Source organism: Streptomyces sp. NPDC045026 (assembly GCF_056432625.1).
The window spans coordinates 1-25,635 of sequence record NZ_JBWKIS010000020.1; the positions used below are offsets into that span (position 1 = coordinate 1).

The window sequence follows — 25,635 nt, forward strand, 5'->3', positions numbered from 1 at the left end:
GGCGGTTTCCGTCGTGATGACCGTGGTGGCGACAGCCGTGGTGGGGACAACCGCGGCGGTGGCTTCCGCCGTGATGACCGTGGTGGCGACAGCCGTGGCGGGGACAACCGTGGCGGTGGCGGTTACCGCCCGCGTGACGATCGTGACCGTGGTCCCCGTCGTGACAGTGACCGTCCTCCCTTCCGTCGTGACGACCGTGGTGGCGACAACCGGCGCGACGACCGTCGTGACAACGACCGCGGTGGATACCGTCCGCGCGATGACCGTCGCGATGACAACCGCGGTGGTGGCTTCCGTCGTGATGACCGTGGTGGCGACAACCGTGGCGGTGGCGGTTTCCGTCGTGACGACCGTGGTGGTGACAACCGTGGTGGCGACAGCCGCGGCGGTGGCGGTTACCGCCCGCGTGACGACCGTGACCGTGGTCCCCGTCGTGACGACCGTCCCGGTGGCGACCGCCCCGCCTTCCGTCGCGATGACCGTCGTGACGACAGCCGCGGTGGCGACCGCCCCGCCTTCCGTCGCGATGACCGTCGTGACGACAGCCGCGGTGGGTACCGTCCCCGTGACGACCGCCGTGATGACAACCGTGGTGCCGGCTTCCGCCGTGATGAGCGTCGCGACGACCGGCGTGATGACCGGCGTGACGACAATCGCGGTGGTGGCTTCCGGCGCGACGACAGTCGAGGTGGGGGATACCGTCCCCGCGACGACCGTGACCGTGGGCCGCGCCGCGACGACCGTGATGGGCGTCCCGGCGGGTTCCGTGGGCGTGACGACCGTGGGCAGGACGACCGCCGTGGCGGCGGCCGCTTCCGCGATGAGCGTGACCGCGACCGCGAGCCCATCCGCCGGCTGCCGATCCCCGAGGAGGTCACCGGCGACGAGATCGACAAGGACGTACGGCAGGAGCTTCAGAGCCTGCCGAAGGGGCTGGCCGAGGACGTCGCCAAGAACCTGGTTATGGTCGCCAAGCTGATCGACGAGGACCCCGAGCAGGCCTACGAGTATTCGAAGATCGCGCTGCGGCTCGCTTCCAGGGTCGCCGCCGTGCGCGAGGCCGCCGGTTTCGCCGCGTACGCGAACCAGAAGTTCAGCGAGGCGCTCGCCGAGTTCCGCGCCGCCCGGCGCATGACCGGCAACGTCGAGCTGTGGCCCGTCATGGCGGACTGCGAGCGCGGTCTCGGGCGGCCCGAGAAGGCTCTCGACATGGCCGGTGCGCCCGAGGTGGCCAAGCTGGACAAGGCCGGACAGGTCGAGATGCGGCTCGTGGCCGCCGGTGCCCGGCGTGACATGGAACAGCTCGACGCGGCCATCGTGACGCTGCAGAGCCCCGAGCTCGCTTCGAACTCCGTGCAGCCGTGGACCGCGCGCCTGCGGTACGCGTACGCCGACGCGCTGCTCGCCGCCGGTCGTGAGGACGAGGCGCGCGAGTGGTTCGCGAAGGCCGTCGAGTCCGACCGGGACGGCAGCACCGACGCGTCCGACCGGCTCGCCGAGATGGACGGGGTCGAATTCGTCGACGCCTTCGAGGAGGACTCGGACGAGGCACCCGCCGCCGTCGCAGGGGCCAAGGCTCCCGCGGGTGACGACGACGAGCCCTGGGTCGAGGACGAAGAGGGCGTCGAAGAGTTCTACGACGAGGACGACGAGGAGTTCGAGCCCGAGGACGACAAGGGCTGAGCTCGGCGGTGTGAGCGGCTGACTGCCGGCCGCGTATGACCAAGCATGACGAACGGGCGGGATCCCAGCGATGGGGTCCCGCCCGTTCGTCGTATGCGCCTACGCGCGCGTAGCTCGTGGTCAGTCGGCGAGTGTGCGCAGCACCAGACCCGTCGCCGGCTTCGGCCCGAAGGACGTCGACTTGCGGGGCATCGTCACGCCCTGCCGCGCGAGGTCGCGGACCACTTCCTCGCGGACCGGGTGCATGAGGACCGCCGTGCCGCCGTCACGTTCCGCCTTCGCCACGGTGGCGGCCGCGTCATGGATGTACGCGATGTGTTCCGGCGCGTCCTCGGGGATGCGCCAGACATGGTCGAGGAGCGTGGAGTGCAGGACCGTCGCGTCGAGCGAGCGCCAGGCCTCCGGGCGGTCGGCAGGGATCGTACGGGCCAGGAGGTCCGGGGACGGGGCGTCCGCGAGGTGGAAGGAGCCGGCGCCGGCGAGGAGGAACGCGTTGCCGTGGGCGGCCGCGTCGGCCAGGGCGTCCAGGGCGTGCGACAGCGGGCCGGGGACTTCGCGCAGGCGGAAGGAGCCCTTCAGCGCGGCCAGGGCGTCCGGGACCGGAAGGCGGTGCAGGAGGCGGTGGATGGCGCGGACGCGCAGCGGGTAGCGGGCCGTGTCGACGAGGAGGACCAGGCCGTAGTCCCACGGGGTCGGGGACGGTTGTTCGGAACGTAGGCGCAGATACGTCGCCCAGCGGTGGTGGCCGTCCGCGATCAGGGCCTGGTGATGGGCGAGGTCCGCGCGGATCTCCGCCAGCTCGGCCGGGTCGGTGACCGACCACAGGCGGTGGCCGAAGCCGTCCTCCGTGGTCGTCGCGAGGAGCGGGGGGCGCTTGACCGTGCGTTCGATGACCGCGGTCGCGCCCGTCGCGTTGCCCTCGCTGCGGTAGGTGAGGAGCAGGGGTTCGAGGTTGGCGGCCGTGGCGCGCATCAGGCCCGCGCGGTCGGCGACCACGTGCGGCATGACGTCCTCGTGGGGCAGGACGACCCCTTCGGACGGTTCGGACAGGCGCAGGGCACCGATGACGCCGCGCTGGAGATGGTCGCCGCCGCGCTGCTCGTAGACGTACAGCCCGGGGATCTCGTCGGGGGCCAGGATGCCCTCGGACAGCCAGCGGCGCAGCGTGTCGGCAGCGAGGGCGTTGCGGGTGTCCGGGGAGACGGCCTGCGGGAGGATCAGGCGGACGATGTTGTGCGGGTCCGCGGACTCCAGGTGGAGCAGACCGTCGGGGCGGACGACCACGTCGTAGGGCGGTGACGTCACGGCGGCGAGGCTGCCCACGCGCTCGGGGACGTACCGCACACCCCTGAACGGGATCAGGTCGAGGCCGTCGCTGCCGGTCGGACCTGGGGGACCTGCAGAGTTCATTGCTGCATCGTATGTGTGTCAGTGGCATGAGCGATGATCGGGGAGTGGGATCGAACGAGGAGCGATGTGTAATGAGCCAGATCGTCAGGACGCGGCCCGAAGGCAGCGAGCGGGCGCTGAACGAGGCGTACGACACGGCGCTGCTCGACCTCGACGGGGTGGTGTACGCGGGCGGTGACGCCATCGCGCACGCCCCCGAGTCACTCGCCGTGGCGCGGCGGGCGGGCATGGGCCTCGCGTACGTCACGAACAACGCGCTGCGTACGCCGGACGCCGTCGCCGAGCACCTGACGGAGCTGGGGATTCCGACGGACGCGGCGGACGTCATCACGTCGGCGCAGGCCGTGGCGCGGCTGATCAGTGAGCAAGTGCCGGACGGGTCACGGGTGTTGGTGATCGGCGGAGAGGGGCTGCGGGTCGCGCTGAGAGAGCGCGGGCTCGAGCCGGTGGACTCGGCCGACGACGAGCCGGTGGCGGTGGTGCAGGGGTACGGCGGGCCGGACATGGCCTGGGGGCGGTTCGCGGAGGCCTGTTACGCGATCGCGCGCGGTGTGCCGTGGTTCGCGTCCAATACGGACCTGACCATTCCGAGCGCGCGCGGCATCGCTCCGGGCAACGGCGCGGCGGTCGAGGTCGTCCGGATCGCGACGGGTGCGCAGCCGCAGGTGGCCGGTAAGCCGCTGCCTCCCATGCACCGCGAGACGATCCTGCGTACCGGCGCGGAGCGGCCGTTGGTGATCGGGGACCGGCTCGACACGGACATCGAGGGCGCGTTCAACGGAGAAGTGGATTCGCTGCTCGTCCTGACCGGCGTCACCGACGGCGCGCAGCTGCTCGCCGCGCCGCCCCAGCACCGGCCCACGTATGTCGACGTCGACCTGCGGGGCCTGCTCACCGGGCAGCCGGACGTCGTGGCGCAGGGGAACGGGTTCGCGTGCGGCGGCTGGGTCGCGACCGCGGGCGACGAGCATCTTGAGCTGGAGGGGGAAGGCGAGGCGATCGACGGGCTGAGGGCCCTGTGCGCGGCGGCGTGGACGGCGGCCGGGGACGGGACCTGCGAGCTCAGCGGTGCGAAGGCGCTGGCGCGGCTGGGGGTTTGAGGCGACGCGAAGGCGCGGCGCGGCTGAGGGCTTGAGACGGCGCGGGCGGGGAGGCGTCCCGGCGGGTGCGGATTCCCCGGGCCTCCTGCGCCTGTCCGGGCTTCCTTGCGCTTCCCCGCGCCTTCCCGCGCATCACCCGTCGTGAGTGACGCCCGCCCGCAGCGATGCCGGTAGCGACCTCGAAGAGGGCGGGGAGGGTAGGCTAACCTAACCTCGTGTTGGTCGACAGTCCCCCCGAACAGCGCGCGGACACTGCTGCCGCGCCCCCGAACCGCCGGGCGATACGTACGGTCGGGCTCCTCGGAGCCGTCGTCGTACTGCTCGTGCTCCTGGTCGTGAGCATCGCGATCGGGGCGAAATCCCTGTCCGTGGACCAGGTGTGGCACGGCCTGTTCGAGGACACCGGGACGTTCAGTGACGTCGTGGTGGGCGAGCGGCTCGCGCGTACGCTGCTCGGGCTTCTCGCCGGTACCGCGCTCGGGCTCTCCGGTGCGGTCCTCCAGGCGCTGACCCGCAACCCGCTGGCCGACCCCGGACTCCTCGGTATCAACATGGGCGCCTCGGCGGCCGTCGTCACCGCCGTCAGCTTCTTCGGCGTCACCTCGCTGACGGGCTATGTGTGGTTCGCCTTCCTCGGAGCCGCGGCCGTGGGCGTTCTCGTCTACGTCCTCGGGGGGACCCGCAACGCGACGCCGGTGCGGCTCGCGCTCGCCGGGACCGCCATCAGTGCCGCGCTCTACGGTTATGTCCAGGCGGTGATGATCATGGACGACGCTGCGCTCGGCAAGATGCGCTTCTGGACGGTGGGTTCGCTCGTCTCCGCCGACATGTCGACCATCCGGCAGGTGCTGCCGTTCATCGCAGTCGGCTCGGTGCTGGCCCTCGCGCTCGCGCGGCCGCTCAACGCCATGGCGATGGGCGATGACACGGCCCGCGCCCTCGGCGCGAACCTGAACAGAACCCGCGCGCTGTCCATGGCGGCCGCCACGCTGCTGTGCGGCGCGGCGACCGCCGCCTGCGGGCCCATCGTGTTCGTCGGCCTGATGGTGCCGCACGTCGTGCGCTCCTTCACCGGCCCCGACCTGCGCTGGATCCTGCCGTTCTCGGCCGTCCTGTCTCCCGTGCTGCTGCTCGGCGCGGACGTCGTCGGCCGGCTCGTCGCGCGGCCCGCCGAGGTCCAGGTCGGCATCGTCACCGCGATCATCGGCGGCCCGGTCTTCATCTACCTCGTGCGCCGGCGGAAGGTCACCCAGCTGTGAAGGCGATCCGTACCCGGGGCGGGATCTCCCTGCGCCTCGACTTCCGCGCGTTCGTGGTCGTCCTCGCGCTGCTGTGCGCCGCGCTCGCCGCGAGCGTCGCGCTGATCGGCACCGGCGACTTCCCCATCTCGGCCCCCGACGTGGTCCGTACGCTGCTCGGCAACGGTGACCCGGGTCAGGAGATCATCGTCAACGACCTGCGGCTGCCCAGGGTCCTCGTGGGCCTCCTCGTGGGCGCGGCGCTCGCGCTCGGGGGCGCGCTCTTCCAGGCCATCTCCCGTAATCCGCTGGGCAGTCCGGACATTCTGGGCCTCGGGCAGGGCTCCACGGCCGGTGCGCTCGTCATGATCGTGCTGTTCTCCGGGAGCGCGGCCCAGGTCGCGCTCGGGGCGCTCGTCGGCGGTCTGGTCACCGGGTTCGGCATCTACCTGCTCGCCTGGAAGCGCGGCGTGCACGGATACCGGCTCGTCCTGGTCGGCATCGGAATGTCCGCCATCATGACCGCGGTCAACGGCTATCTGCTGACCAAGGCCGACATCGTCGACGCCGCCCGCGCGACGGTCTGGATGACGGGATCCCTCGACGGCCGCGACTGGAAGCAGGTCTGGCCGCTGCTCGCCCTGTGTGCCGTCCTCGTGCCCGTCGTCCTCACGTACGCGCGTCCGCTGCGCATGCTGGAGATGGGCGACGACGTGGCGAACGCGCTCGGGGTGCGGGTCGAGCGGACGCGGCTCGTCCTGCTCGTGGCCGCCGTGCTGCTCACCGCCGCGGCCACCGCCGCCGCGGGGCCCGTCGGATTCGTCGCGCTGACCGCCCCCCAGCTGGCCAGGCGGCTGACGCGCTCGCCCGGCCCGAACATCGCGGCGTCCATGTGCATGGGCGCGGCCCTGCTCGTCACCGCCGACTGGATCTCGCAGCGCACCTTCGGCGCCGGCCAGCTGCCCGTCGGAGTGGTCACCGGAGTCGTCGGCGGTGTCTACCTGCTGTGGCTCCTGGTCTCCGAGCGGAAGGCCGGCCGGATATGAGCGACAGGAACCCCAGCCAGAGCAACAACCGGAGGAGCAACCCCGTGAACCGACTGTCCGCCGAGAACGTCACCCTGGGCTACGACCAGCGCGTGATCGCGTCGGAGCTCTCGGTCGAGATCCCCGACAACTCCTTCACCGTGATCGTCGGCCCGAACGCCTGCGGCAAGTCCACGCTGCTGCGCGCGCTGTCCCGGATGCTGAAGCCCTCGGCGGGCCGGGTGCTCCTCGACGGGCAGGCCATCCAGTCGATGCCGGCGAAGAAAGTGGCGCGCACGCTCGGGCTCCTGCCCCAGTCGTCGATCGCGCCCGACGGCATCACCGTCGGCGACCTCGTCTCCCGCGGCCGCTACCCCCACCAGGGCCTGCTGCGCCAGTGGTCCAGCGAGGACGAGCGCATCGTGCAGGAGTCGATGGCCGCCACCGGAGTCGCCGAACTCGCCGATCGCTTTGTCGACGAACTGTCCGGCGGACAGCGACAGCGCGTATGGATCGCGATGGCGCTCGCCCAGCAGACCCCGCTGCTCCTCCTCGACGAGCCGACCACGTATCTCGACATCCAGCACCAGATCGACGTGCTCGACCTGTGCGCGGAGCTGCACGAGGAGCAGGGGCGGACGCTGGTCGCGGTCCTGCACGACCTGAATCACGCGGCCCGCTATGCCACCCACCTGATCGCCCTGCGCGGTGGCGAGGTCATCGCCGAGGGAGCGCCGGGCGACATCGTCACCGCAGACCTCGTCGAGCGGCTCTTCGGGATGAAGTGCCAGGTCATCGACGATCCGGAGACCGGTACTCCGCTGGTGGTGCCGGCCGCCCGCAAGGCCAGGAAGGCCCCGGTCCGGGACACGGAGGCGCCCGCGAAGGCGGTGGTCAAAGCAGCGTCCTGAGCCGCAGCAGGTCGCGGAAGCCGGCCTCCAGCCGGATCCGGCCGGAGGCCCAGGCCCGCGCGAAGTTCAGCCGGCCGTCGACCATCGCGACCAGGTCGTCGCCGGTCATCGCGAGCCGGATCTGCGCCCGGTCCGGCGGCGGCCCGTCGACCGTGTCGAGGACCTCGATCCGGCCGTTCTCGAGCCGGCCCGTGAACGTGATCCCGAGGTCCGTGACATGGCAGCTCAGAGAGCGGTCGAGCGCAGCAGCACTGCGTACCCCGCCCTCCGCGCCCGCCAGATTGTCCGAGAGTTTGTCGAGTGCGGCACGGCACTCCTGCGTCGTCGCCATCGCGGTCGACCGTACCCCAGTGCTACGCGGTAGCGTCGAGGCATGAACGACTCTCATCCGGACCCCGACCAGGTGCCGGACCAGGCGGCCGGGGCCCCGGAGGTCCGGGACGAACCGTCGTACGAGCCGGCGGCCCCGGCTCCCCTGGGCGTCACGCGCACCCCCACCGGCAACGCGGACGTGGACGCCGGGCTCGACCGGCTGGCCGACGTCGACCACCTCCCTGCCGACGGGCACATCGAGGTGTACGAGGATGTACACCGGGGCCTGCGTGACGCGTTGACCGCGCTGGACGCACGCCCCGAGCCCGCACCCCCGAACCGACACAGGAGCTGAACCGAACGTGGCAGGAGTGGCACGACGCCGCCTCGACGCCGAGCTCGTCCGCCGGAAGCTCGCCCGCTCGCGCGAGCATGCGAGCCAGCTGATCGCCGCGGGGCGCGTCACGGTCGGCAAGACCACCGCGACCAAGCCCGCCACGCAGGTGGAGACGGCCGCCGCCATTGTGGTCACGCAGGACGACAGCGACCCCGACTACGTCTCGCGCGGCGGCCACAAGCTCGCCGGCGCCCTCGCGGCCTTCGTGCCGCAGGGGCTCGCCGTCGAGGGGCGCCGCGCGCTCGACGCGGGGGCGTCCACGGGCGGCTTCACCGACGTACTGCTGAGGGCCGGCGTCGCCCATGTCGTCGCCGTCGACGTCGGGTACGGACAGCTCGCCTGGTCGCTGCAGAGCGATGACCGCGTCACCGTCAAGGACCGTACGAACGTACGCGAGTTGACGCTGGAGGCGATCGACGGAAAACCCGTGGACCTGGTCGTCGGTGACCTGTCCTTCATCCCGCTCGGCCTGGTGCTGCCCGCCCTCGCGCGGTGCGCGGCGCCCGACGCGGACCTGGTGCTCATGGTGAAGCCGCAGTTCGAGATCGGCAAGGAGCGGCTCGGCAGCGGCGGTGTCGTGCGCAGCCCGGAACTGCGGGCCGAGACGGTGCGCACGGTGGCCCGGCAGGCGTTCGAACTCGGCCTCGGCGTACGGGGTGTGACGGCGAGCCCGCTGCCCGGGCCGTCCGGAAACGTCGAGTATTTTCTGTGGCTCCGCGCCGGTGCGCCCGCACTCGACCCGGCGGATGTCGACCGTGCAGTGGCGGAGGGGCCGTGTTGACACAGACTCGAGCTCGAACTGTTTTCCTGCTCGCGCACACCGGGCGGCCCGCCGCCATCCGGAGTGCCGAACTCGTCGTCGAGGGCCTGCTGCGCTGCGGCATCGGCGTACGGGTCCTGGAGTCGGAGGCGGCGGACCTGCCGCTCCCGCCGTCGGTGGAGCTCGTGAAGGAGGCGACCCCCGAGTGCCTCGACGCCTGTGAGCTGCTCGTCGTCCTCGGCGGTGACGGGACGCTGCTGCGCGGCGCCGAGTTCGCCCGCGCCTCCGGCGTCCCGATGCTCGGAGTCAACCTCGGCCGCGTCGGCTTCCTCGCCGAGGCCGAGCGCGACGACCTCGACAAGGTGGTCGACCGCGTCGTCACCAAGGCGTACGAGGTCGAGGAGCGCATGACCATCGACGTCGTCGTGCACAGCAACGGCGATGTCGTGCACCGCGACTGGGCGCTCAACGAGGCCGCCGTGCAGAAGATGTCGGCCGAGCGGATGCTCGAGGTCGTCCTGGAGATCGACGGGCGTCCCGTCACCGGCTTCGGCTGCGACGGCATCGTGTGTGCGACGCCCACCGGCTCCACGGCCTACGCGTTCTCGGCCGGCGGTCCCGTGGTGTGGCCCGAGGTCGAGGCGCTCCTCATGGTGCCGATCAGCGCGCACGCCCTGTTCGCCAAGCCGCTGGTGACGTCTCCGGACTCGGTGCTCGCCGTCGAGGTGCAGCAGCACACTCCGCAGGGCGTGCTGTGGTGCGACGGGCGGCGGACCGTGGAACTGCCCGCGGGCGCGCGCGTCGAGGTGCGGCGCGGGGCGGTGCCGGTGCGGCTCGCGCGGCTGCATCACGCCTCGTTCACGGACCGGCTTGTCGCCAAGTTCGCGCTGCCCGTCTCCGGCTGGCGCGGGAAGCCGCACTGAGCGGGAAGCCTCACCGAGTACGTGGGTGATCACGGTCGTACGACCGTGATCACGTCCGTACGACCGTGATTGCGCTGCGGCGCATCACCGACCGCACCGGGACACCGGTCGCGAGCAGCGTCAGCAGGAGCGTGCCCGCGACCGTCCCGGCGGCCAGTGTCCAGGGGACGTACGGCACCGGGGAGCCGAACGCCGTGTCGAGGATCGGCGCCAGCGTGACGAGCGCGATCAGGGCGCCGAGCAGCAGCGCCGTACCGGCGACGACGACGGCCTCCCACGCGGCCATGGAGCGCACCTGGCCGCGCTGGGTGCCGACGACCCGAAGCAGGGCCACGTCCCGGCGCCGCTCGAACGAGATCATGGCGAGCGTGTTGGCCGCGGCGATGGCGGCGAACCCCGCGTACAGCGCCGTACCCATGTAGTCGAGCCACACTTCGCCGGTGCTGCCCGCCGAGCCCGTGCGGTGCTGCGCCGTCGTGTGCAGCGTGACCTTGGTGAGGCCGAAGCCGACGACGAGGACGAGCGGGACGACGGCGGCCGAGAAGCGGCGGGGCTGCGAGCGGACGTTGAGCATCGCGAGCCGCGCACTCGCGCCGAAGCGGCCCACGAGCGCCGAGACCAGCCAGGCCGCGGGGCCCACGATGCGCGGTCCGAGCAGGCCCACTCCCACGCAGAACAGGATCAGGACGAGGAACGCACCCTGGCCCGCCTCCTCGGCATCCTGCCGGGACAGCAGCACCGAGAGGAAGCACGCCCCGGCCACCGCGACCAGGCCGAGCGGCGCCCTGAGCAGGCCGAGGCGCCGCCTGCCCGCCGCCGCCTCGGACAGGGCGTGGGCGGGCCGCAGAAGAGAGAACCGCAGCGACGAGAGCAGCGCGGCGACGGTCGACGTCACCACGGCGGCCCCGAGACAGACCGGCAGCGCGACCCAGCTGAAGCGGAACTGCGCCCCCGGCGGAATCAGACCGTGCGTGACCATGCCGGAGAACCAGGCCCTGGCGAGCAGCCCGCCGGCCGCGAAGCCCGCGAGCGCCGCGGGGACGGACGCGGCGAGGGCCTGCCTCGCCACCGCGCGGCGCACCTGACGGGGGCGGGCCCCAATGGCGCGCACGAGGGCGAGCTCGCGGTGCTGCTGCGTGACGGCGGTACCCATCGTCGAGACGACCACAAAAATCGACATGTAGATCGAACCGATGAGGAGAACGGCCGCGATGTCGCCGACGCCGTTCTCCGTGATGCGGTGGCGCGCGCCGGGCGGCAGTCCGTCGGTGCTCGTGGCGAGCAGCACGGTCGTCGACGCGCTCACCACCGTCGCCGCGAACAGCGCGGCGACGGCCGTGCCGACGAAGGCGGGCCGGTGTGCGGTCAGCGCTGCCCGGGCCAGTCCGGTAGTCATGCGATCCAGGGTGCGGGCGCGCGGGGCGCGGGCACCATACGGCGGGCATCCGCTCCGGCAGGGGGATATCCCCACCCTGGCGGGTGACAACGGATGACAAAAGGGCCCGGCGCAGCCGCCCACGACCTGCGGATTCGGACCGTGGGGCGGGAAGCGGGGCAGGGCCCGTCGCACACAGGGCCCCCGACCTCGTAAGGTCGTGTCCGTGTTGGAGGAGATGCGGATACGGTCGCTCGGAGTCATCGACGACGCGGTGGTCGAGCTGTCACCGGGATTCACCGCCGTGACCGGCGAGACCGGTGCGGGCAAGACGATGGTGGTCACGAGCCTCGGCCTGCTGCTCGGCGGGCGCGCGGACCCCGCCCTCGTACGGATCGGAGCCAAGGCGGCGGTCGTCGAGGGCCGGATCACCGTGCCCGAGGGCACGGCGGCCATCGTGCGCGCCCAGGAGGCGGGTGCCGAACTCGACGACGGGGCGCTGCTCATCAGCCGTACCGTCTCGGCGGAGGGGCGCTCCCGGGCGCACCTCGGCGGGCGTTCGGTGCCGGTGGGCATGCTGACGGAGCTCGCCGACGAACTCGTCGCCGTGCACGGCCAGACCGATCAGCAGGGGCTGCTCAAGCTGTCCCGGCAGCGGGGTGCTCTCGACCGGTACGCGGGCGACGCGGTCGCCGGGCCGCTCGCCAAGTACCAGGCCGCGTACCGCCGGCTGCGGGCCGTCAGCGCCGAGCTCGACACCATCGTCACGCGCGCGCGTGAACGCGCCCAGGAAGCCGATCTGCTGCGCTTCGGACTCGACGAGATCGCGGCCGTCGAGCCGCGCGCCGGCGAGGACGTCGAGCTGTCGGCGGAGGCCGAGCGGCTCGGTCACGCGGAGGCGCTCGCCTCGGCCGCCTCCTCCGCGCACGCCGCGCTCGCGGGCAACCCCGAGGACCCCGAGGGCGTCGACGCGACGACGCTCGTGGGCGGCGCCAACCGGGCACTCGAAGCCGTGCGTTCCCACGACCCGGCCCTGTCCGCGCTCGCCGACCGGATCGGCGAGATCGGCATCCTCCTGTCCGACGTGGCGGGGGAACTCGCCGGATACGCCGACGACCTGGACGCCGACCCGCTGCGGCTCGCCGCGGTCGAGGAGCGGCGGGCCGCGCTGACGCAGCTCACGCGCAAGTACGGTGAGACGATCGACGCGGTCCTCGCCTGGGCCGAGCAGGGCTCCGCGCGACTGCTCGAACTCGACGGCGACGACGACCGGATCGGTGAGCTGACCGCCGAGCGGGACGGCCTGCGCGGTGAACTGGGTGCCCTGGCGCAGGCGTTGACGGACGCCCGCACCGAGGCGGCGGCGCGCTTCGCAGCCGCCGTCACCCAGGAGCTGGCCTCGCTCGCCATGCCCCACGCGCGTGTGTCCTTCGACATCCGCCGCACCGACGACCCGGACGGCGTCGAACTCGACGGGCGCACCGTCGCCTACGGCCCCTCCGGCGTGGACGAGGTCGAGCTGCTGCTCGCCCCGCACCCCGGCGCCCCGCCGCGGCCGATCGCCAAGGGGGCCTCGGGCGGTGAGCTGTCCCGCGTGATGCTCGCCGTGGAGGTCGTGTTCGCCGGGACCGATCCCGTGCCCACGTATCTGTTCGACGAGGTCGACGCGGGCGTCGGCGGCAAGGCGGCCGTGGAGATCGGCAGACGGCTCGCCAAGCTCGCCAAGTCGGCGCAGGTCGTGGTCGTCACGCACCTTCCGCAGGTGGCGGCGTTCGCCGACCGGCAGCTCCTGGTCGAGAAGACGAACGACGGGACCGTGACGCGGTCCGGTGTCACCGTCCTGGAGGGCGAGGACCGGATCCGTGAGCTGTCCCGGATGCTGGCGGGCCAGGAGGACTCCGAGACGGCGCGGGCGCACGCGGAGGAACTGCTCGCCACCGCCCGAGCGGACGCGTGACCGGCCATGGACAAGCGTGTGGGCAAGAGTATGGACAAGCGTGTGGTGGGCCGGTTCGCGGCTCTCGCGGCCGGTGCCGTCGTGGCCCGCGCCGGGTATGCGGCGCTGCGGCGGGCCAGGCCGGGTGGGCCGGCCCTGTGGGAGCGGACGAACTTCGCGGGCCGGGCGGTCGACCTGTGCGCCGGGCCGGCCGTCGTGGCCGGGGCCGTCGCCGGTGCGGCCGCGGCCACCTCGGGGCGCCGGCGCGGGGCAGCCGTCCTGGCCGTGCTCGCCGCCGGGGCGTGCGGCGCGTACGACGACGTGGCGGGCGCCGGTGACCCGCGCAGCGGCTTCCGGGCCCATCTGTCGGCGCTGCGCGACGGTGAACTTACCAGTGGGGCCGTGAAGTTGATCGGCATCTCCGCGGCCGGGCTCGCCGCCGGCGCGTTGCTCGAGGAACGGATCGTGGACAAGGCGCTCGCCGGTGTCGTGATCGCGGGCGCGGCCCACTTCGTGAACCTGGTGGACGTACGGCCCGGACGGGCGGCCGCGGCCGTGCTCGCGCTCGGGGCGCCCGGACTGCTCAAGGGGGCCCTCGCCGCGGCCCCCATGGGTGCCGTCGCCGCCGTCCTGCCGGAGGACCTCGACGGGCGCACCATGATCGGCGACACCGGGGCGCACGCCCTCGGTGCGGCGCTCGGCGTCGCCGTCGTCGCGGGGAACGCGCGCGCCGGACTCCTCGCGCACGCGGCCGGACTGGTCCTCGCGGCGGCATACGGGGACAAAGTGACCGCACTGGCCCGTGGCGCGGAGTCAGTCCGACACACCTGAATTCACGCGTGTGAGTGATCCCGTACGACGTGTTGCCCATTCCGACACGGTCGGGACTCCGGGCCGGTGCCGGAACGCCGGTACGGGCTGGCATCCTTGGCCCAGACCGTTACGGCGCGACAGCCCCGCGCATTCCGCACCGACCGACCCAGGAGCCCCGGCCACGTGAGTCGCGTGAGCAGCCAGCCAGCGCACGGCCAGTCGCCGCTTCGCACCGTGCAAGTGCTGGGCGGCAAAAGCGCCGGAAGCAGCACGCACGTCAGGTCGCTGGCCGCCGGGCTCGTCGCCAGGGGAGTACGCGTCACGGTGTGCGCCCCCATCGAGGCCGCGCACGCCTACGGCTTCGCGGACGTCGGCGCCCAGCACGTCGCGGTGCCCCGCAGCAGCGACCCCGGGTCCGTCGCGGCGCTCCGGCTCGCCTGCGCCGACGCCGACCTCGTCCACGCGCACGGGCTGCACGCCGCGCTGCGTGCGTCCCTCGCGCTCAGCGGCAGGACCACGCCCCTCGTCGTCACCTGGCACACCCGCTCCCACGCCGAGGGCGCCCGCGCCCACCTGCTGCGCCTGCTCGAACGACGCGTGGCCAGGTCTGCGTCCGTGGTCCTCGGCGCCTCGTCGGACCTCGTCGAGCGGGCCCGCCTCCGCGGCGCCCGCGACGCCAGGCTGGCCGCGGTCGCCTTCCCGCCGCCGCGTCGCCCCGATGCAGCGGAAGCCGCGCCGGTGCCAGGGCCCGAGGGACCCGAGGACCCGGAGCGCCTGCGGCACAAGTCACGGGCCGAACTCGGCTCTGTGGACCGGCCGTTGCTGATGGCTGTCGGCAGTCTCGTGAAGCACCGCGGCTACGGGACGCTGCTGGATGCCGCGCGCGCCTGGCGCCACCTCGATCCCGTGCCGCTGCTCGTCATCGCGGGGGAGGGGCCGGAGCGGGGAGCGCTCCAGCACCGCATCGAGAGCGAGCAGCTGCCCGTACGGCTCGTGGGGCGCCGTGACGACGTCTCCGAGCTGCTCGCGTCCGCCGATGTGGCTCTGCTGACCAGCAGTTGGGAGTCCCGGTCGATCCTCGCGCAGGAGGCGCTCCACGCGCGCGTGCCGCTCGTCGCGACGGACGTCGGCGGCATTCCCGAACTCGTGGGCGACGCTGCGGAACTGGTCCCTTACGGCGACGCGCGCGCCCTCGCCGACACCGTGACGCGCCTGCTGTCCGACTCCGCACGTCGTGACCAACTCAGGGAGCGCGGCACCGTACAGGCGGCGTCGTGGCCCACGGAGGACGAGACGGTGGCCCAAGTGCTCAGTGTCTACGACGAGTTGACGGGGGCGCGGCCGGCGGGCTGAGCCGCTTCGGCCTCACGCGCCCCGGCAGGATGCCTCACCCCACGTGCCTGCGCGCCCGCAGCGCAAGGCTCAACGCGAGCACCGTCTGCGGGTCGTCGAGGTCCGTACCGAGCAACTCCCCTATGCGGGCCAGGCGGTTGTACAGGGTCTGGCGGTTCAGATGGAGCTCGCGGGCGGTCTCCGCCTTGCGGCCCGCGTGCGCCAGATACGTCTGGAGCGTGGGAAGCAGCGGGGGCTTGGCGCGGCGGTCGTGGGCCTGGAGGGGGCCGATCGCGCGCTCCACGAACGCCGCCAGGTCCGGATGGTCCCGCAGCCGCCACAGCAGCAGATCGATGTCGAGACGCCGCGCGTCGTACCAGGGCCGGTCCGACAGGCCCTGCGCCGCCGTGGCCGTCTCGGCCGCGTGCCGCAGGCCGGCCGCCGCCGCGGCCCAGCCACCCGCGCCGCCGACCACGACGACCGGCGGCTGCGTCCCGGCGCGCTGCATGCCCGCCCGCTCGACCCCGGCCCGCAGCGCGGCCGCCACCCGGTCCGCGACCGCCGTGCGCTCCGAGTCCGACCGCAGCCCGAGCAGCAGCGGGACGCGCCCCTCGACGGGCCGTACGCCCAGCAGGACCGGAACGCCCACCGCGGCCAGCTCCTCGGCGACCGCCCGCGCGAGGACCGCCCAGCCGCCGCCGGGGGAGAGGCCCACCGAGCCCACCGACGCCTCGGGCAGCCGCATCACGACCGGCAGCAGCGGCCCCTGCCCGCACGGCTTGAACCCGAGGACGCGCGCCTGCGCCGGGGCGTCGTCGGGCGTGATCCGGCCCTCCGCGAGATCCGTGAGGAAGTCGCCACGGCCGCGCGCCGCCAGCTCCTCCTCCTGGCGGGCCTGCATCAGCACGACGGCGAGGCTGCTCGCCGCCCGCTCCGCCGCGATCCGGTGCACGGGCGCCAGCGGGGCCGCGACCGGCAGCAGGACGAGGCGCGCCCGCACGGACCCGGTGCCGGGTCCGCCGCCCGGCACGTCGACGAGCACAGCCCCTGCCGGCGGCTCGTCCCGATCGGCGGGACGGCCGCGCATCCCCTCCCACACCTGGAGCGGGTCGGCGACCTCGGGCTCACCCCCGGCCGCGTACAGGAGCTGCCCGTCGGCCGTCTCCAGGAACACCGGGTTACCGCTGAACTCCGCGAGGATGCGCAGGACTTGGGGCACTCCGCCGCCGCCGAGCAGGGCCTCCGTGCAGCGCCGGTGCACCTCCTCGGCGCGCTGGAGGAGCGCGTAGTGCCCGTTGACGATCTCGGTGTGGACCTCCTCGGTGACCGTCACGAACGGCACCTCGCGGTGCAGCTGCACCAGCGGGAGGCCGGCCGTGCGCGCGGTCTCCACCAGCGCGGCCGGCAGCCGCGCGAAGCGCTGGCCCAGCTCGATGACGAGCGCGGAGATGCCGCGGTCGGCGAGCTTGCGGACGAAGGCCCGCTGCTCGGCGGGGCGCGTACCGATGCCGAACCCGGTGGTCAGGAGCAGCTCGCCGCCCTTGAGGAGCGAGGCGATGTTGGGCACCTCGCCCGCGTGCACCCAGCGCACGGTGCGCTGCAGCCGGTCACCGCCCGCCACCACTTCCGGGAGCCCGCTGCGCAGACCCGGCAGTTCCAGGGCCCGCTGCACGGTGATGCCGCCCTGGGTGCCGGGCGCGCTGCTGTGGGGGGCCTGAGTGTCCATGGTGCGGACGCTACCTGCGCGCACGTTCCGGGAAAACCTCCGGCCACCGGGCAGGACGCGGTTGACGCCGCCGGCGGCGCGTCCGCAGGGGGAGCGCGCCGCCGGAAAGGTGATCAGGGAGCCTGGCCGGATCAGGCCTGATCCGGCTGGATCAGGCCTGATCCGAACGAAAGGGCTCTAGCCGCCGTACGCCCCCGAGGCCGTCAGCCGCAGTGCCGTGTCGATCAGGGGCACGTGGCTGAACGCCTGCGGGAAGTTGCCGACCTGGCGCTGCAGACGCGAGTCCCACTCCTCCGCGAGCAGCCCCAGGTCGTTGCGCAGCGACAGGAGCTTCTCGAAGAGCGTGCGGGCCTCGTCCACGCGGCCGATCATCGCGAGGTCGTCGGCCATCCAGAACGAACAGGCGAGGAACGCGCCCTCGTCGCCCTCCAGGCCGTCGACGCCCGCGTCCTCGCCCGTCGTCGGGTAACGCAGGATGAACCCGTCCGGCGTCGAGAGCTCCCGCTGGATCGCCTCGATCGTGCCGATGACGCGCTTGTCGTCGGGCGGCAGGAAGCCCATCTGCGGGATCAGGAGCAGCGAGGCGTCCAGCTCCTTCGAGCCGTACGACTGCGTGAACGTGTTGCGCTCCTTGTCGTAGCCCCGCTCGCACACGTCCCGGTGGATGTCGTCGCGCAGTTCGCGCCACTTCTCCAGCGGCCCGTCCGCGTCACCCGACTCGATGAGCTTGATCGTGCGGTCCACGGCGACCCACGCCATCACCTTCGAGTGAACGAAGTGCCGGCGCGGCCCGCGCACCTCCCAGATGCCCTCGTCCGGCTCGTCCCAGTGCTTCTCCAGGTAGCGGATCAGCTTGAGCTGGAGCAGGGACGCGTAGTCGTTGCGGGTCAGGCCCGTCATGTGCGCCAGGTGCAGCGCCTCGGTGACCTCGCCGTAGACGTCCAGCTGGAGCTGGTGCGCCGCGCCGTTGCCGACCCGTACCGGCGCCGAGTTCTCGTAGCCGGGCAGCCAGTCGAGCTCCGCTTCGCCCAGCTCACGTTCGCCCGCGATCCCGTACATGATCTGCAGGTTCTCCGGGTCGCCCGCGACCGCGCGCAGCAGCCAGTCGCGCCAGGCGCGGGCCTCCTCGCGGTAGCCGGTGCGGAGCATGGAGGAGAGGGTGATCGCGGCGTCGCGCAGCCACGTGTAGCGGTAGTCCCAGTTACGGACACCGCCGATCTCCTCCGGCAGCGACGTCGTCGGCGCGGCGACGATGCCGCCGGTCGGCGCGTACGTCAGGGCCTTGAGCGTGATCAGTGAACGGACCACGGCCTCGCGGTAGGGCCCGTGGTACGTACAGTGCTCGACCCACTCGCCCCAGAACTCCTCCGTCGCCTCAAGGGACCCCTCCGGGTCGGGGAGGGCCGGCGGCTTCTGGTGCGAGGGCTGCCACGAGAGGGTGAACGCGATCCGGTCACCCGGCGCCACCGTGAAGTCGGAGTACGTCGTCAGGTCCTTGCCGTACGTCTCCGCGGACGAGTCGAGCCACACGGAGTCGGGGCCCGCGACCGCGACCGTACGGCCGTCGACCTTGTGCACCCACGGCACGATCCGCCCGTAGGAGAAACGCATGCGCAGCGCCGAGCGCATCGGGACGCGGCCGCTGATGCCCTCCACGATCCGGATCAGCTGCGGCGCGCCGTCACGCGGCGGCATGAAATCGGTCACGCGGACCGTGCCGCGGGGGGTGTCCCACTCGGATTCGAGGATCAGTGAATCGCCGCGGTACGTCCGGCGCGCCGCTGCCGGCGGCCCGGCTTCCGCGGAATGCGCCGGTCCCAGCCGCCAGAAGCCGTGTTCCTCCGTGCCCAGCAGGCCGGCGAAAATGGCATGCGAGTCGAAGCGTGGGAGGCACAGCCAGTCGACTGTTCCGTCCCGGCAGACCAGGGCTGCGGTCTGCATGTCTCCGATGAGTGCGTAGTCCTCGATGCGCCCGGCCACGTGCATCTCCAGTCGAACGGCCACGTACGCCCCCGGAAGGGCGATCGCTCTGCGGTCTCTGCGGTCAAGGGTTCGTGTTGGTACGTCGTCGTAAGAACGAACTGACGAGCTCTTGTTCCGGGAGTAACGGGCGGGGGTAGTGCCGTTTGCCGGCCTGGCTCGGCAGCGAGTGTCCGAGCAGGATACGACGCAGCGCGGTGATCCGCGCGCCGGTCCCGGCAACGAGAGTGGGCCGAAAGGGTGAGCGATGGGTGAGGCTTCGGTGATGCTGTGGTGAGGCATGTGCGGAGCGTGGCCGGAAGCAGCCTCGCCCACTCGCTGTTACCCTGGTAGCCCGTGGACCGGTGCGCTTCTGCAAGCAGTCGAAGCCCCCGAACCGCAGCGACGGCACCCCCGGAAATCTCCGGACCAGGCAAGCCGGTACGCATTCCAGACCGCGACCACGGGAGCCCCCTCTTGGCCATGACGCCCAAATCCACGACGACCAAGCACATCTTCGTCACCGGGGGTGTCGCCTCCTCCCTCGGCAAGGGCCTGACGGCCTCCAGCCTGGGTGCGCTCCTCAAGGCGCGTGGTCTGCGGGTCACGATGCAGAAGCTCGACCCGTACCTGAACGTCGACCCCGGCACGATGAACCCCTTCCAGCACGGTGAGGTGTTCGTCACCAACGACGGCGCCGAGACCGACTTGGACATCGGCCACTACGAGCGTTTCCTCGACGTGGATCTGGACGGCACGGCCAACGTCACCACCGGCCAGGTCTACTCCCAGGTCATCGCCAAGGAGCGGCGCGGCGAGTACCTCGGCGACACCGTCCAGGTCATCCCGCACATCACGAACGAGATCAAGCACCGCATCCGCCGCATGGCCACGGACGACGTCGACGTCGTCATCACCGAGGTCGGCGGCACGGTCGGCGACATCGAGTCCCTGCCCTTCCTGGAGACCGTCCGTCAGGTCCGCCACGAGGTCGGCCGCGACAACGTCTTCGTCGTGCACATCTCGCTGCTGCCCTACATCGGCCCGTCCGGTGAGCTGAAGACCAAGCCGACCCAGCACTCGGTCGCCGCCCTGCGCAACATCGGTATCCAGCCGGACGCGATCGTCCTGCGCGCCGACCGCGAGGTGCCCACCGCGATCAAGCGCAAGATCTCCCTGATGTGCGACGTCGACGAGGCGGCCGTCGTCGCGGCCATCGACGCCCCGTCGATCTACGACATCCCGAAGGTCCTGCACACCGAGGGCCTGGACGCCTACGTCGTGCGCAAGCTGGACCTGCCGTTCCGCGACGTGGACTGGACGACCTGGGACGACCTGCTCGACCGCGTCCACAACCCCGACCACGAGATCGTCATGGCGCTCGTCGGCAAGTACATCGACCTGCCCGACGCCTACCTGTCGGTGACCGAGGCGCTGCGCGCCGGCGGCTTCGCCAACAAGGCCCGCGTCAAGATCAAGTGGGTCACGTCCGACGACTGCAAGACCGCGGCCGGCGCCAAGAAGCAGCTCGGTGACGTGGACGCGATCTGCATCCCCGGTGGCTTCGGCGACCGCGGCGTGTCCGGCAAGGTCGGCGCGATCCAGTACGCCCGCGAGAACAAGATCCCGCTGCTCGGCCTCTGCCTCGGCCTGCAGTGCATCGTGATCGAGGCCGCGCGGAACCTGGCCGACATCCCCGACGCGAACTCCACCGAGTTCGACGCCGCCACCGCCCACCCGGTCATCTCCACGATGGCCGAGCAGCTCGACATCGTCGCCGGCGAGGGCGACATGGGCGGCACCATGCGCCTGGGCATGTACCCGGCGAAGCTCGCCGAGGGCTCCATCGCGCGCGAGGTGTACGACGGCAAGGAGTACGTCGAGGAGCGCCACCGTCACCGCTACGAGGTGAACAACTCCTACCGCGCCGAGCTGGAGAAGAAGGCCGGTCTGCAGTTCTCCGGCACGTCGCCGGACGGCAAGCTCGTGGAGTACGTGGAGTACCCGCGCGAGGTGCACCCTTACCTGGTCGCGACCCAGGCGCACCCCGAGCTCCGCTCCCGCCCGACCCGCCCGCACCCGCTCTTCGCGGGCCTGGTGAAGGCGGCCGTCGAGCGCAAGACCGGCGCCGCCGCGAACGGCAAGAAGGCCAAGTAAGCCGTGTAGGACAAGGGTTGTACGGTTGCCGGGGTGCGTGCCTTTTGGGGTGCGTGCCCCGGTTTCTGTTACCCCGGTTCTTTTTATGCGCGTAGGAGGATGTGTCGACATGACGACGATCAAGGACACCGCCGAGGAGTGGGAGGTCCGTGCGACCGAGACCCCCTTCGTCGGGAACAAGACCTCTGTGCGCACCGACGACGTGGTCATGCCCGACGGCTCGGTCGTCCGCCGCGACTACCAGGTCCACCCCGGCTCCGTCGCCGTCCTCGCCCTCGACGACCAGGGCCGCGTCCTGATCCTCAAGCAGTACCGCCACCCCGTGCGGCACAAGCTCTGGGAGATCCCGGCCGGACTGCTCGACATCCCCGGCGAGAACCCGCTGCACGCGGCCCAGCGCGAGCTCTACGAGGAGGCGCACGTCAAGGCGGAGAGCTGGCGCGTCCTCACCGACGTCTACACGACCCCCGGCGGCTGCTCCGAGGCCGTCCGCGTCTTCCTCGCCCGCGACCTCTCCGAGGCGGAGGGCGAGCGCTTCGAGGTGGAGGACGAGGAGGCCGACATGGAGCTGGCCCGCGTCCCCCTGGAAGAGCTCGTACGCGGCGCGCTGGCCGGAGAGCTGCACAACAACTGCCTGGTGGTGGGGGCGCTCGCGCTCACCGCTGCGCTGGGCGGGGACGGGTTGTCGTCGTTGCGGCCCGCCGAGGCGCCCTGGCCTGCGCGGCCGTTCGAGGCGTAGGTCGTCGGTGGCCGGTGTTCTGGGGGCTGCCGCCCCCAGAACACCGCTGTCGCCCTTCCGGCTCGTCCTCAAACGCCGGACGGGCTGACATGTGCGTGCCCGGGCAAGAAATACCTCCGGTCCTACCATCCCTTGATCCGATCAGGGGACTTCCCCGTGCCGCCCGCCGCGGAACGCCATTCCGCCTGAACTAGGCTCTGAAAGCGTCCCGCCCGAACTCCCGGCGGGTTCGGCACAGGTGGACGGAGCGTGGCCCGTGACGGATCAGGCGGTCGAACCGAAGGGCGGGCTGAAGAACAGTCAGTTCCTGGGCCGCAGCCGTGAGTTGAAGGAACTGCGCGCCGACATCGAGCGCGCCGGACTCGACACGATCGCCGGGCGAAAAGCGCCACGCGCGCGCGTGCTGCTCATCGCGGGCCGCCCGGGATCCGGTCGCACCGCGCTCGCCGAAGAGCTCCTCGGACAGGTCGCCGCCGACTATCCGGACGGCATCCTGCGGACCCGCCTCACCGCCCCGGACGGCACCCGTGTCCCCACCGAACGCACCGCACGCGAACTCCTCGACGCCCTCGACCTGCCGGCGCCCCCCGGCGAAGGCGAGGACGACCTCGCCGAGCGGCTGCGCGAAGGGCTCTCCGTCCGCAGGGCCGTGCTGTTCCTCGACGACGCGGCGGACGCCGAACAGGTCGACCCGCTGCTCCCCGAAACCCCCGACTGCCTGGTCGTCGCCGTGTCCGAGGGGCCGCTGACCGGAATCTCCGACGTGCGGCCCTGCACACTCGGCGGCCTCGACACGAAATCCGCGCTCGAGCTGCTCGGCCGGCACACCGGATCGGTCCGCATCACCGTCGACCCGCGCTCCGCGGAGTCCCTGGTCGAGGAATGTGGGTCCCAGCCCGCGGCGCTGGTGCTGGCCGGCGGCTGGCTCGCCGTACGGCCCAAGGAAGCCGTGGCGGACCTGGCCAAGCAGCTGCACGCGCAGACCGATGACGGGCCCGCGCTCGCCCGCGTCTTCCAGCACGCCTACGCGTCCCTGCCGGTGCCGGCCGCCCGGATACTGCGCTACCTGTCCCTCGCCCCCGAGGGGCATGTCGACCCGCACACCGCGTCCGCGCTGGCCGGCTGCTCCGTCTCCGCCGCGCAGACCACCCTCGATGACTTCACCGTGCTCGGCCTGGTCGGGCGGGTCGAGTCCGAGCTGCCCCAGTACGAGGTGCCCGGCTGCCTGATGCCGCTCCTGCGCGGCCTGACCGAGACCCACGACCGGCCCGGCGAGGTGCAGCTGGCCCGCGCCCGGATGCTGGAGCGCACCGTGCGCCTGCTCCAGTCCTGCCGCGCGGTCACCGAACCGGACGGCTCGCCCGCGCGCAAGAAGCTCGCGGGGCTGCCCCGCGCCCTGCGCTTCCCGAGCCCCGCGGCGGGCGCCGAGTGGCTGCGGGTCCGGCGGCCGGCGCTGCTGGCCGCCGCCCGCCTCGCCGTCGCCGACGGCGAGCTCGACACCCTGGCCAGGCGCCTGATGGCGGCCCTGACGCGGGCCCTGGCCGCGCACGTCGGCACGGAGGCCGCCGCCCCCGACCTCTACGGCATCCACCGCCTCGTCCTCGACGTCGCCGAGCGCAGGAAGCTGCCCCGTGAGAAGGCCGCGGCCCTCCTGAACCTCGCCGACCTCGACGCGCGGACCGGCCGGACCCAGGACGCGCTCACCCGCTACCGGGCCGCTCTGGACGCCGGACGCGAAGCCAGGGACCCGTATGCGACCGGCCGCGCGATGGAATCCGTAGGCGGTGCGTACCAGCAGCTGGGGGACTGGCACCGGGCCGCCGACTGGTACGGGCGCGCCCTCGCCCAGCGGCTCACCCGCGGCGAGCGCGCCGACGCCGCGCGACTGCACGGCCGCATCGGCACGGTGAACACCTACGCGGGCCGCTACGGCGACGCGCTGCGCAGCTGGCGCTCGGCCGCCGCCGGGTACCGCAAGGAGGGCGATGTCGCAGCTCAGGCGCGGGCGTTGAGCGAGATGGCGCGTGTCCAGGAGTATGCGGGCCGGCCCGAGGAATCGCTGCAGACCTGCCAGGAAGCGGTCGAGTGGGCGCGCCAGGCCAAGGATGTGCGGCTGCAGGCCGCGCTGCAGCTCCGCCTGGCCGACACCCTCGACCGGCTCGGGGACCCCGCGGCGGCCAAACTGCACCGCGGTGCGGCCGAGCGCATGCTGGGAGAGGAGCTGCCGATCGAAGGAAAGACCTCAGAACAGGGCACTGGCACCTACGAAATCCGCAGTGCATCCGAAGAAGATTGATGCTTTGAAAGGCTAGACAGCTAGAAATCCTTCATTAGACTGGCTCCGCCGCGTACTTCCGTGGTGTCTCCCGGTGCGCCCCCTAACGCACTGGTATGTAGTGCATTGCCCGAGAAATCCCTGAGCCAAGGACCGTGATCGACGATGAAGGTCGGCATCCCCCGCGAGGTCAAGAACAACGAGTTCCGGGTGGCCATCACCCCCGCCGGTGTGCACGAGCTCGTGCGCAACGGCCACCAGGTCTTCGTCGAGCAGAACGCCGGCGTCGGCTCCTCGATCACGGACGACGAGTACGTCTCGGCCGGTGCCCAGATCCTCGGCACCGCCGACGAGGTCTGGGCCACCGCTGACCTGCTCCTGAAGGTCAAGGAGCCGATCGCGGAGGAGTACCACCGCCTCCGCAAGGACCAGACGCTCTTCACCTACCTGCACCTCGCCGCCTCCAAGGAGTGCACGGACGCGCTCCTCGAGTCCGGCACCACCGCCATCGCGTACGAGACGGTCGAGACCGCGAACCGCGCGCTCCCGCTGCTCGCCCCGATGTCCGAGGTCGCGGGCCGCCTGGCCCCGCAGGTCGGCGCCTACCACCTGATGGCCGCCCAGGGCGGCCGCGGTGTCCTGCCGGGCGGTGTCCCGGGCGTGCTCGCCGCCAGGGCCGTCGTCATCGGCGGCGGCGTCTCCGGCTGGAACGCCGCGCAGATCGCCATCGGCATGGGCTTCCACGTGACCCTGCTCGACCGCGACATCAACAAGCTCAAGGAAGCCGACAAGATCTTCGGTACGAAGATCCAGACCGTCGTCTCCAACGCCTTCGAGCTCGAGAAGGCGTGCCTCGAGGCCGACCTGGTCATCGGTGCCGTCCTCATCCCGGGCGCCAAGGCCCCGAAGCTGGTCACCAACGAGCTCGTCTCCCGCATGAAGCCGGGAAGTGTCCTTGTCGACATCGCGATCGACCAGGGCGGCTGCTTCGAGGACTCGCACCCGACGACGCACGCCGAGCCGACCTTCCCGGTCCACAACTCGGTCTTCTACTGCGTCGCCAACATGCCCGGCGCCGTGCCCAACACGTCGACGTACGCGCTGACGAACGCCACGCTGCCGTACATCGTCGAGCTCGCGAACCGCGGCTGGGCCGAGGCCCTGCGCCGCGACCCGGCGCTCGCCCTGGGCCTCAACACCCATGACGGCAAGGTCGTTTACCGCGAGGTCGCCGAGTCCCACGGCCTCGAGTACACCGAGCTGGAGTCCCTGCTCGGCTGAAGCTGACGCCTCTTCGACCACTTTCGTCAACGGAAGTCGTCAATCTCACGCCTGCGGCCGGACCTTGTGAGGGGTCCGGCCGTATGCGTATCACTTGCGCATCAATACGGACTTGGTCAACTCGCCTCGAACGTAACCCTTTAACCGATTCGCGCACCCGCGAAACGCTTCGAACCGACGCCGCGCACCCTTGACACAAGGGTGTTCCGTTGCCGACACATCGGGCCGGGTCCGGCGGATTGTGTTGCTGCGGAGTGGTGACACGCCATAGAGTCGCCAACCG

General features: G+C 72.0%; 21 protein-coding genes. 16 read left to right on the top strand and 5 right to left on the bottom strand.

All coding sequences use genetic code 11. The features are described from left to right. Both AC07EJ_RS31855 and AC07EJ_RS31860 read left to right on the top strand, forming a co-directional pair. Positions 1-979: hypothetical protein (locus AC07EJ_RS31855; protein WP_478885581.1), on the top strand; the 979-nt coding region annotated here is incomplete at its 5' end. Beyond that, complete coding sequence (locus AC07EJ_RS31860) at positions 964-1,683, top strand: tetratricopeptide repeat protein (RefSeq protein ID WP_389483227.1); 720 nt, start codon at positions 964-966, stop codon at positions 1,681-1,683. The genes AC07EJ_RS31855 and AC07EJ_RS31860, both read left to right, overlap by 16 nt. A gap of 120 nt (positions 1,684-1,803) precedes the next feature. Here AC07EJ_RS31860 and AC07EJ_RS31865 read toward each other — a convergent pair whose 3' ends face one another. Next, positions 1,804-3,093, bottom strand: coding sequence for a DUF1015 family protein (locus AC07EJ_RS31865; RefSeq protein ID WP_393588784.1), 1,290 nt, complete (start codon positions 3,091-3,093; stop codon positions 1,804-1,806). Positions 3,094-3,164: 71 nt separating this feature from the next. Here AC07EJ_RS31865 and AC07EJ_RS31870 point away from each other — a divergent pair, with 71 nt between their 5' ends. The 4 genes from AC07EJ_RS31870 to AC07EJ_RS31885 all read left to right on the top strand — a co-directional run bounded on the left by AC07EJ_RS31870 (position 3,165) and on the right by AC07EJ_RS31885 (position 7,367). Further along, positions 3,165-4,193 (top strand): HAD hydrolase-like protein, encoded by a 1,029-nt coding sequence (locus AC07EJ_RS31870; RefSeq protein WP_478885582.1) that lies wholly within the window; start codon positions 3,165-3,167, stop codon positions 4,191-4,193. A 215-nt stretch (positions 4,194-4,408) separates the two neighbouring features. Beyond that, positions 4,409-5,452 carry a FecCD family ABC transporter permease gene (locus tag AC07EJ_RS31875; RefSeq protein WP_389483235.1) on the top strand — a complete coding sequence of 348 codons (1,044 nt, stop codon included), beginning with the start codon at positions 4,409-4,411 and terminating at the stop codon, positions 5,450-5,452. Then, a complete protein-coding gene (locus AC07EJ_RS31880; RefSeq protein ID WP_478885583.1) occupies positions 5,449-6,477 on the top strand; it encodes a FecCD family ABC transporter permease in 1,029 nt (342 codons plus the stop codon). The genes AC07EJ_RS31875 and AC07EJ_RS31880 overlap by 4 nt, the downstream gene beginning before the upstream one ends. Next, positions 6,474-7,367: an ABC transporter ATP-binding protein gene (locus AC07EJ_RS31885; RefSeq protein WP_393588789.1), complete on the top strand. Its 894-nt coding sequence runs from the start codon at positions 6,474-6,476 to the stop codon at positions 7,365-7,367. The genes AC07EJ_RS31880 and AC07EJ_RS31885 overlap by 4 nt, the downstream gene beginning before the upstream one ends. Here the strand turns inward: AC07EJ_RS31885 and AC07EJ_RS31890 are convergent. Further along, entirely contained in the window at positions 7,351-7,698 is a 348-nt protein-coding gene (locus AC07EJ_RS31890) for an SCP2 sterol-binding domain-containing protein (protein WP_389483242.1), read from the bottom strand. The two genes, AC07EJ_RS31885 and AC07EJ_RS31890, sit on opposite strands and share 17 nt — an antisense overlap. Before the next feature lie 42 nt (positions 7,699-7,740). Here AC07EJ_RS31890 and AC07EJ_RS31895 point away from each other — a divergent pair, with 42 nt between their 5' ends. The 3 genes from AC07EJ_RS31895 to AC07EJ_RS31905 are packed head-to-tail and all read left to right on the top strand — an operon-like array spanning position 7,741 to position 9,759. Then, positions 7,741-8,034: a hypothetical protein gene (locus AC07EJ_RS31895; protein WP_389483245.1), complete on the top strand. Its 294-nt coding sequence runs from the start codon at positions 7,741-7,743 to the stop codon at positions 8,032-8,034. 7 nt (positions 8,035-8,041) lie between these two features. Next, positions 8,042-8,857: a TlyA family RNA methyltransferase gene (locus AC07EJ_RS31900; RefSeq protein ID WP_389483248.1), complete on the top strand. Its 816-nt coding sequence runs from the start codon at positions 8,042-8,044 to the stop codon at positions 8,855-8,857. Beyond that, a complete protein-coding gene (locus AC07EJ_RS31905; protein WP_362909649.1) occupies positions 8,854-9,759 on the top strand; it encodes an NAD kinase in 906 nt (301 codons plus the stop codon). Before AC07EJ_RS31900 ends, AC07EJ_RS31905 begins: the two co-directional genes overlap by 4 nt. A 49-nt stretch (positions 9,760-9,808) precedes the next feature. Here AC07EJ_RS31905 and AC07EJ_RS31910 read toward each other — a convergent pair whose 3' ends face one another. After that, a complete protein-coding gene (locus AC07EJ_RS31910; RefSeq protein WP_478885584.1) occupies positions 9,809-11,155 on the bottom strand; it encodes an FtsX-like permease family protein in 1,347 nt (448 codons plus the stop codon). Between the two features lie 217 nt (positions 11,156-11,372). Between AC07EJ_RS31910 and recN the strand changes: the two genes are divergently transcribed. The 3 genes from recN to AC07EJ_RS31925 all read left to right on the top strand — a co-directional run bounded on the left by recN (position 11,373) and on the right by AC07EJ_RS31925 (position 15,236). Further along, a complete protein-coding gene (gene recN, locus AC07EJ_RS31915) occupies positions 11,373-13,091 on the top strand; it encodes a DNA repair protein RecN (protein WP_389483480.1) in 1,719 nt (572 codons plus the stop codon). Between the two features lie 30 nt (positions 13,092-13,121). Continuing rightward, entirely contained in the window at positions 13,122-13,901 is a 780-nt protein-coding gene (locus AC07EJ_RS31920) for a hypothetical protein (protein WP_478885625.1), read from the top strand. Between the two features lie 165 nt (positions 13,902-14,066). Next, positions 14,067-15,236 carry a glycosyltransferase family 4 protein gene (locus tag AC07EJ_RS31925; protein WP_478885585.1) on the top strand — a complete coding sequence of 390 codons (1,170 nt, stop codon included), beginning with the start codon at positions 14,067-14,069 and terminating at the stop codon, positions 15,234-15,236. A gap of 34 nt (positions 15,237-15,270) precedes the next feature. On the opposite strand, the gene AC07EJ_RS31930 is transcribed toward AC07EJ_RS31925, so the two are convergent. Continuing rightward, positions 15,271-16,941: a PucR family transcriptional regulator gene (locus tag AC07EJ_RS31930; RefSeq protein WP_389483256.1), complete on the bottom strand. Its 1,671-nt coding sequence runs from the start codon at positions 16,939-16,941 to the stop codon at positions 15,271-15,273. A 177-nt stretch (positions 16,942-17,118) separates the two neighbouring features. Next, positions 17,119-18,927 carry a glycoside hydrolase family 15 protein gene (locus AC07EJ_RS31935; protein WP_389483486.1) on the bottom strand — a complete coding sequence of 603 codons (1,809 nt, stop codon included), beginning with the start codon at positions 18,925-18,927 and terminating at the stop codon, positions 17,119-17,121. Positions 18,928-19,383: 456 nt separating this feature from the next. Between AC07EJ_RS31935 and AC07EJ_RS31940 the strand changes: the two genes are divergently transcribed. From AC07EJ_RS31940 to ald, 4 genes are all read left to right on the top strand, one after another. Next, a complete protein-coding gene (locus AC07EJ_RS31940) occupies positions 19,384-21,057 on the top strand; it encodes a CTP synthase (protein ID WP_389483258.1) in 1,674 nt (557 codons plus the stop codon). A gap of 109 nt (positions 21,058-21,166) precedes the next feature. Then, a complete protein-coding gene (locus tag AC07EJ_RS31945) occupies positions 21,167-21,796 on the top strand; it encodes an NUDIX domain-containing protein (RefSeq protein WP_389483260.1) in 630 nt (209 codons plus the stop codon). A 256-nt stretch (positions 21,797-22,052) separates the two neighbouring features. Continuing rightward, complete coding sequence (locus tag AC07EJ_RS31950; RefSeq protein ID WP_393588793.1) at positions 22,053-24,092, top strand: tetratricopeptide repeat protein; 2,040 nt, start codon at positions 22,053-22,055, stop codon at positions 24,090-24,092. 144 nt (positions 24,093-24,236) lie between these two features. Beyond that, on the top strand, positions 24,237-25,352 hold the full coding sequence (gene ald, locus AC07EJ_RS31955; protein ID WP_389483265.1) for an alanine dehydrogenase: 1,116 nt from the start codon (positions 24,237-24,239) through the stop codon (positions 25,350-25,352). Positions 25,353-25,635: the final 283 nt, after the last annotated feature.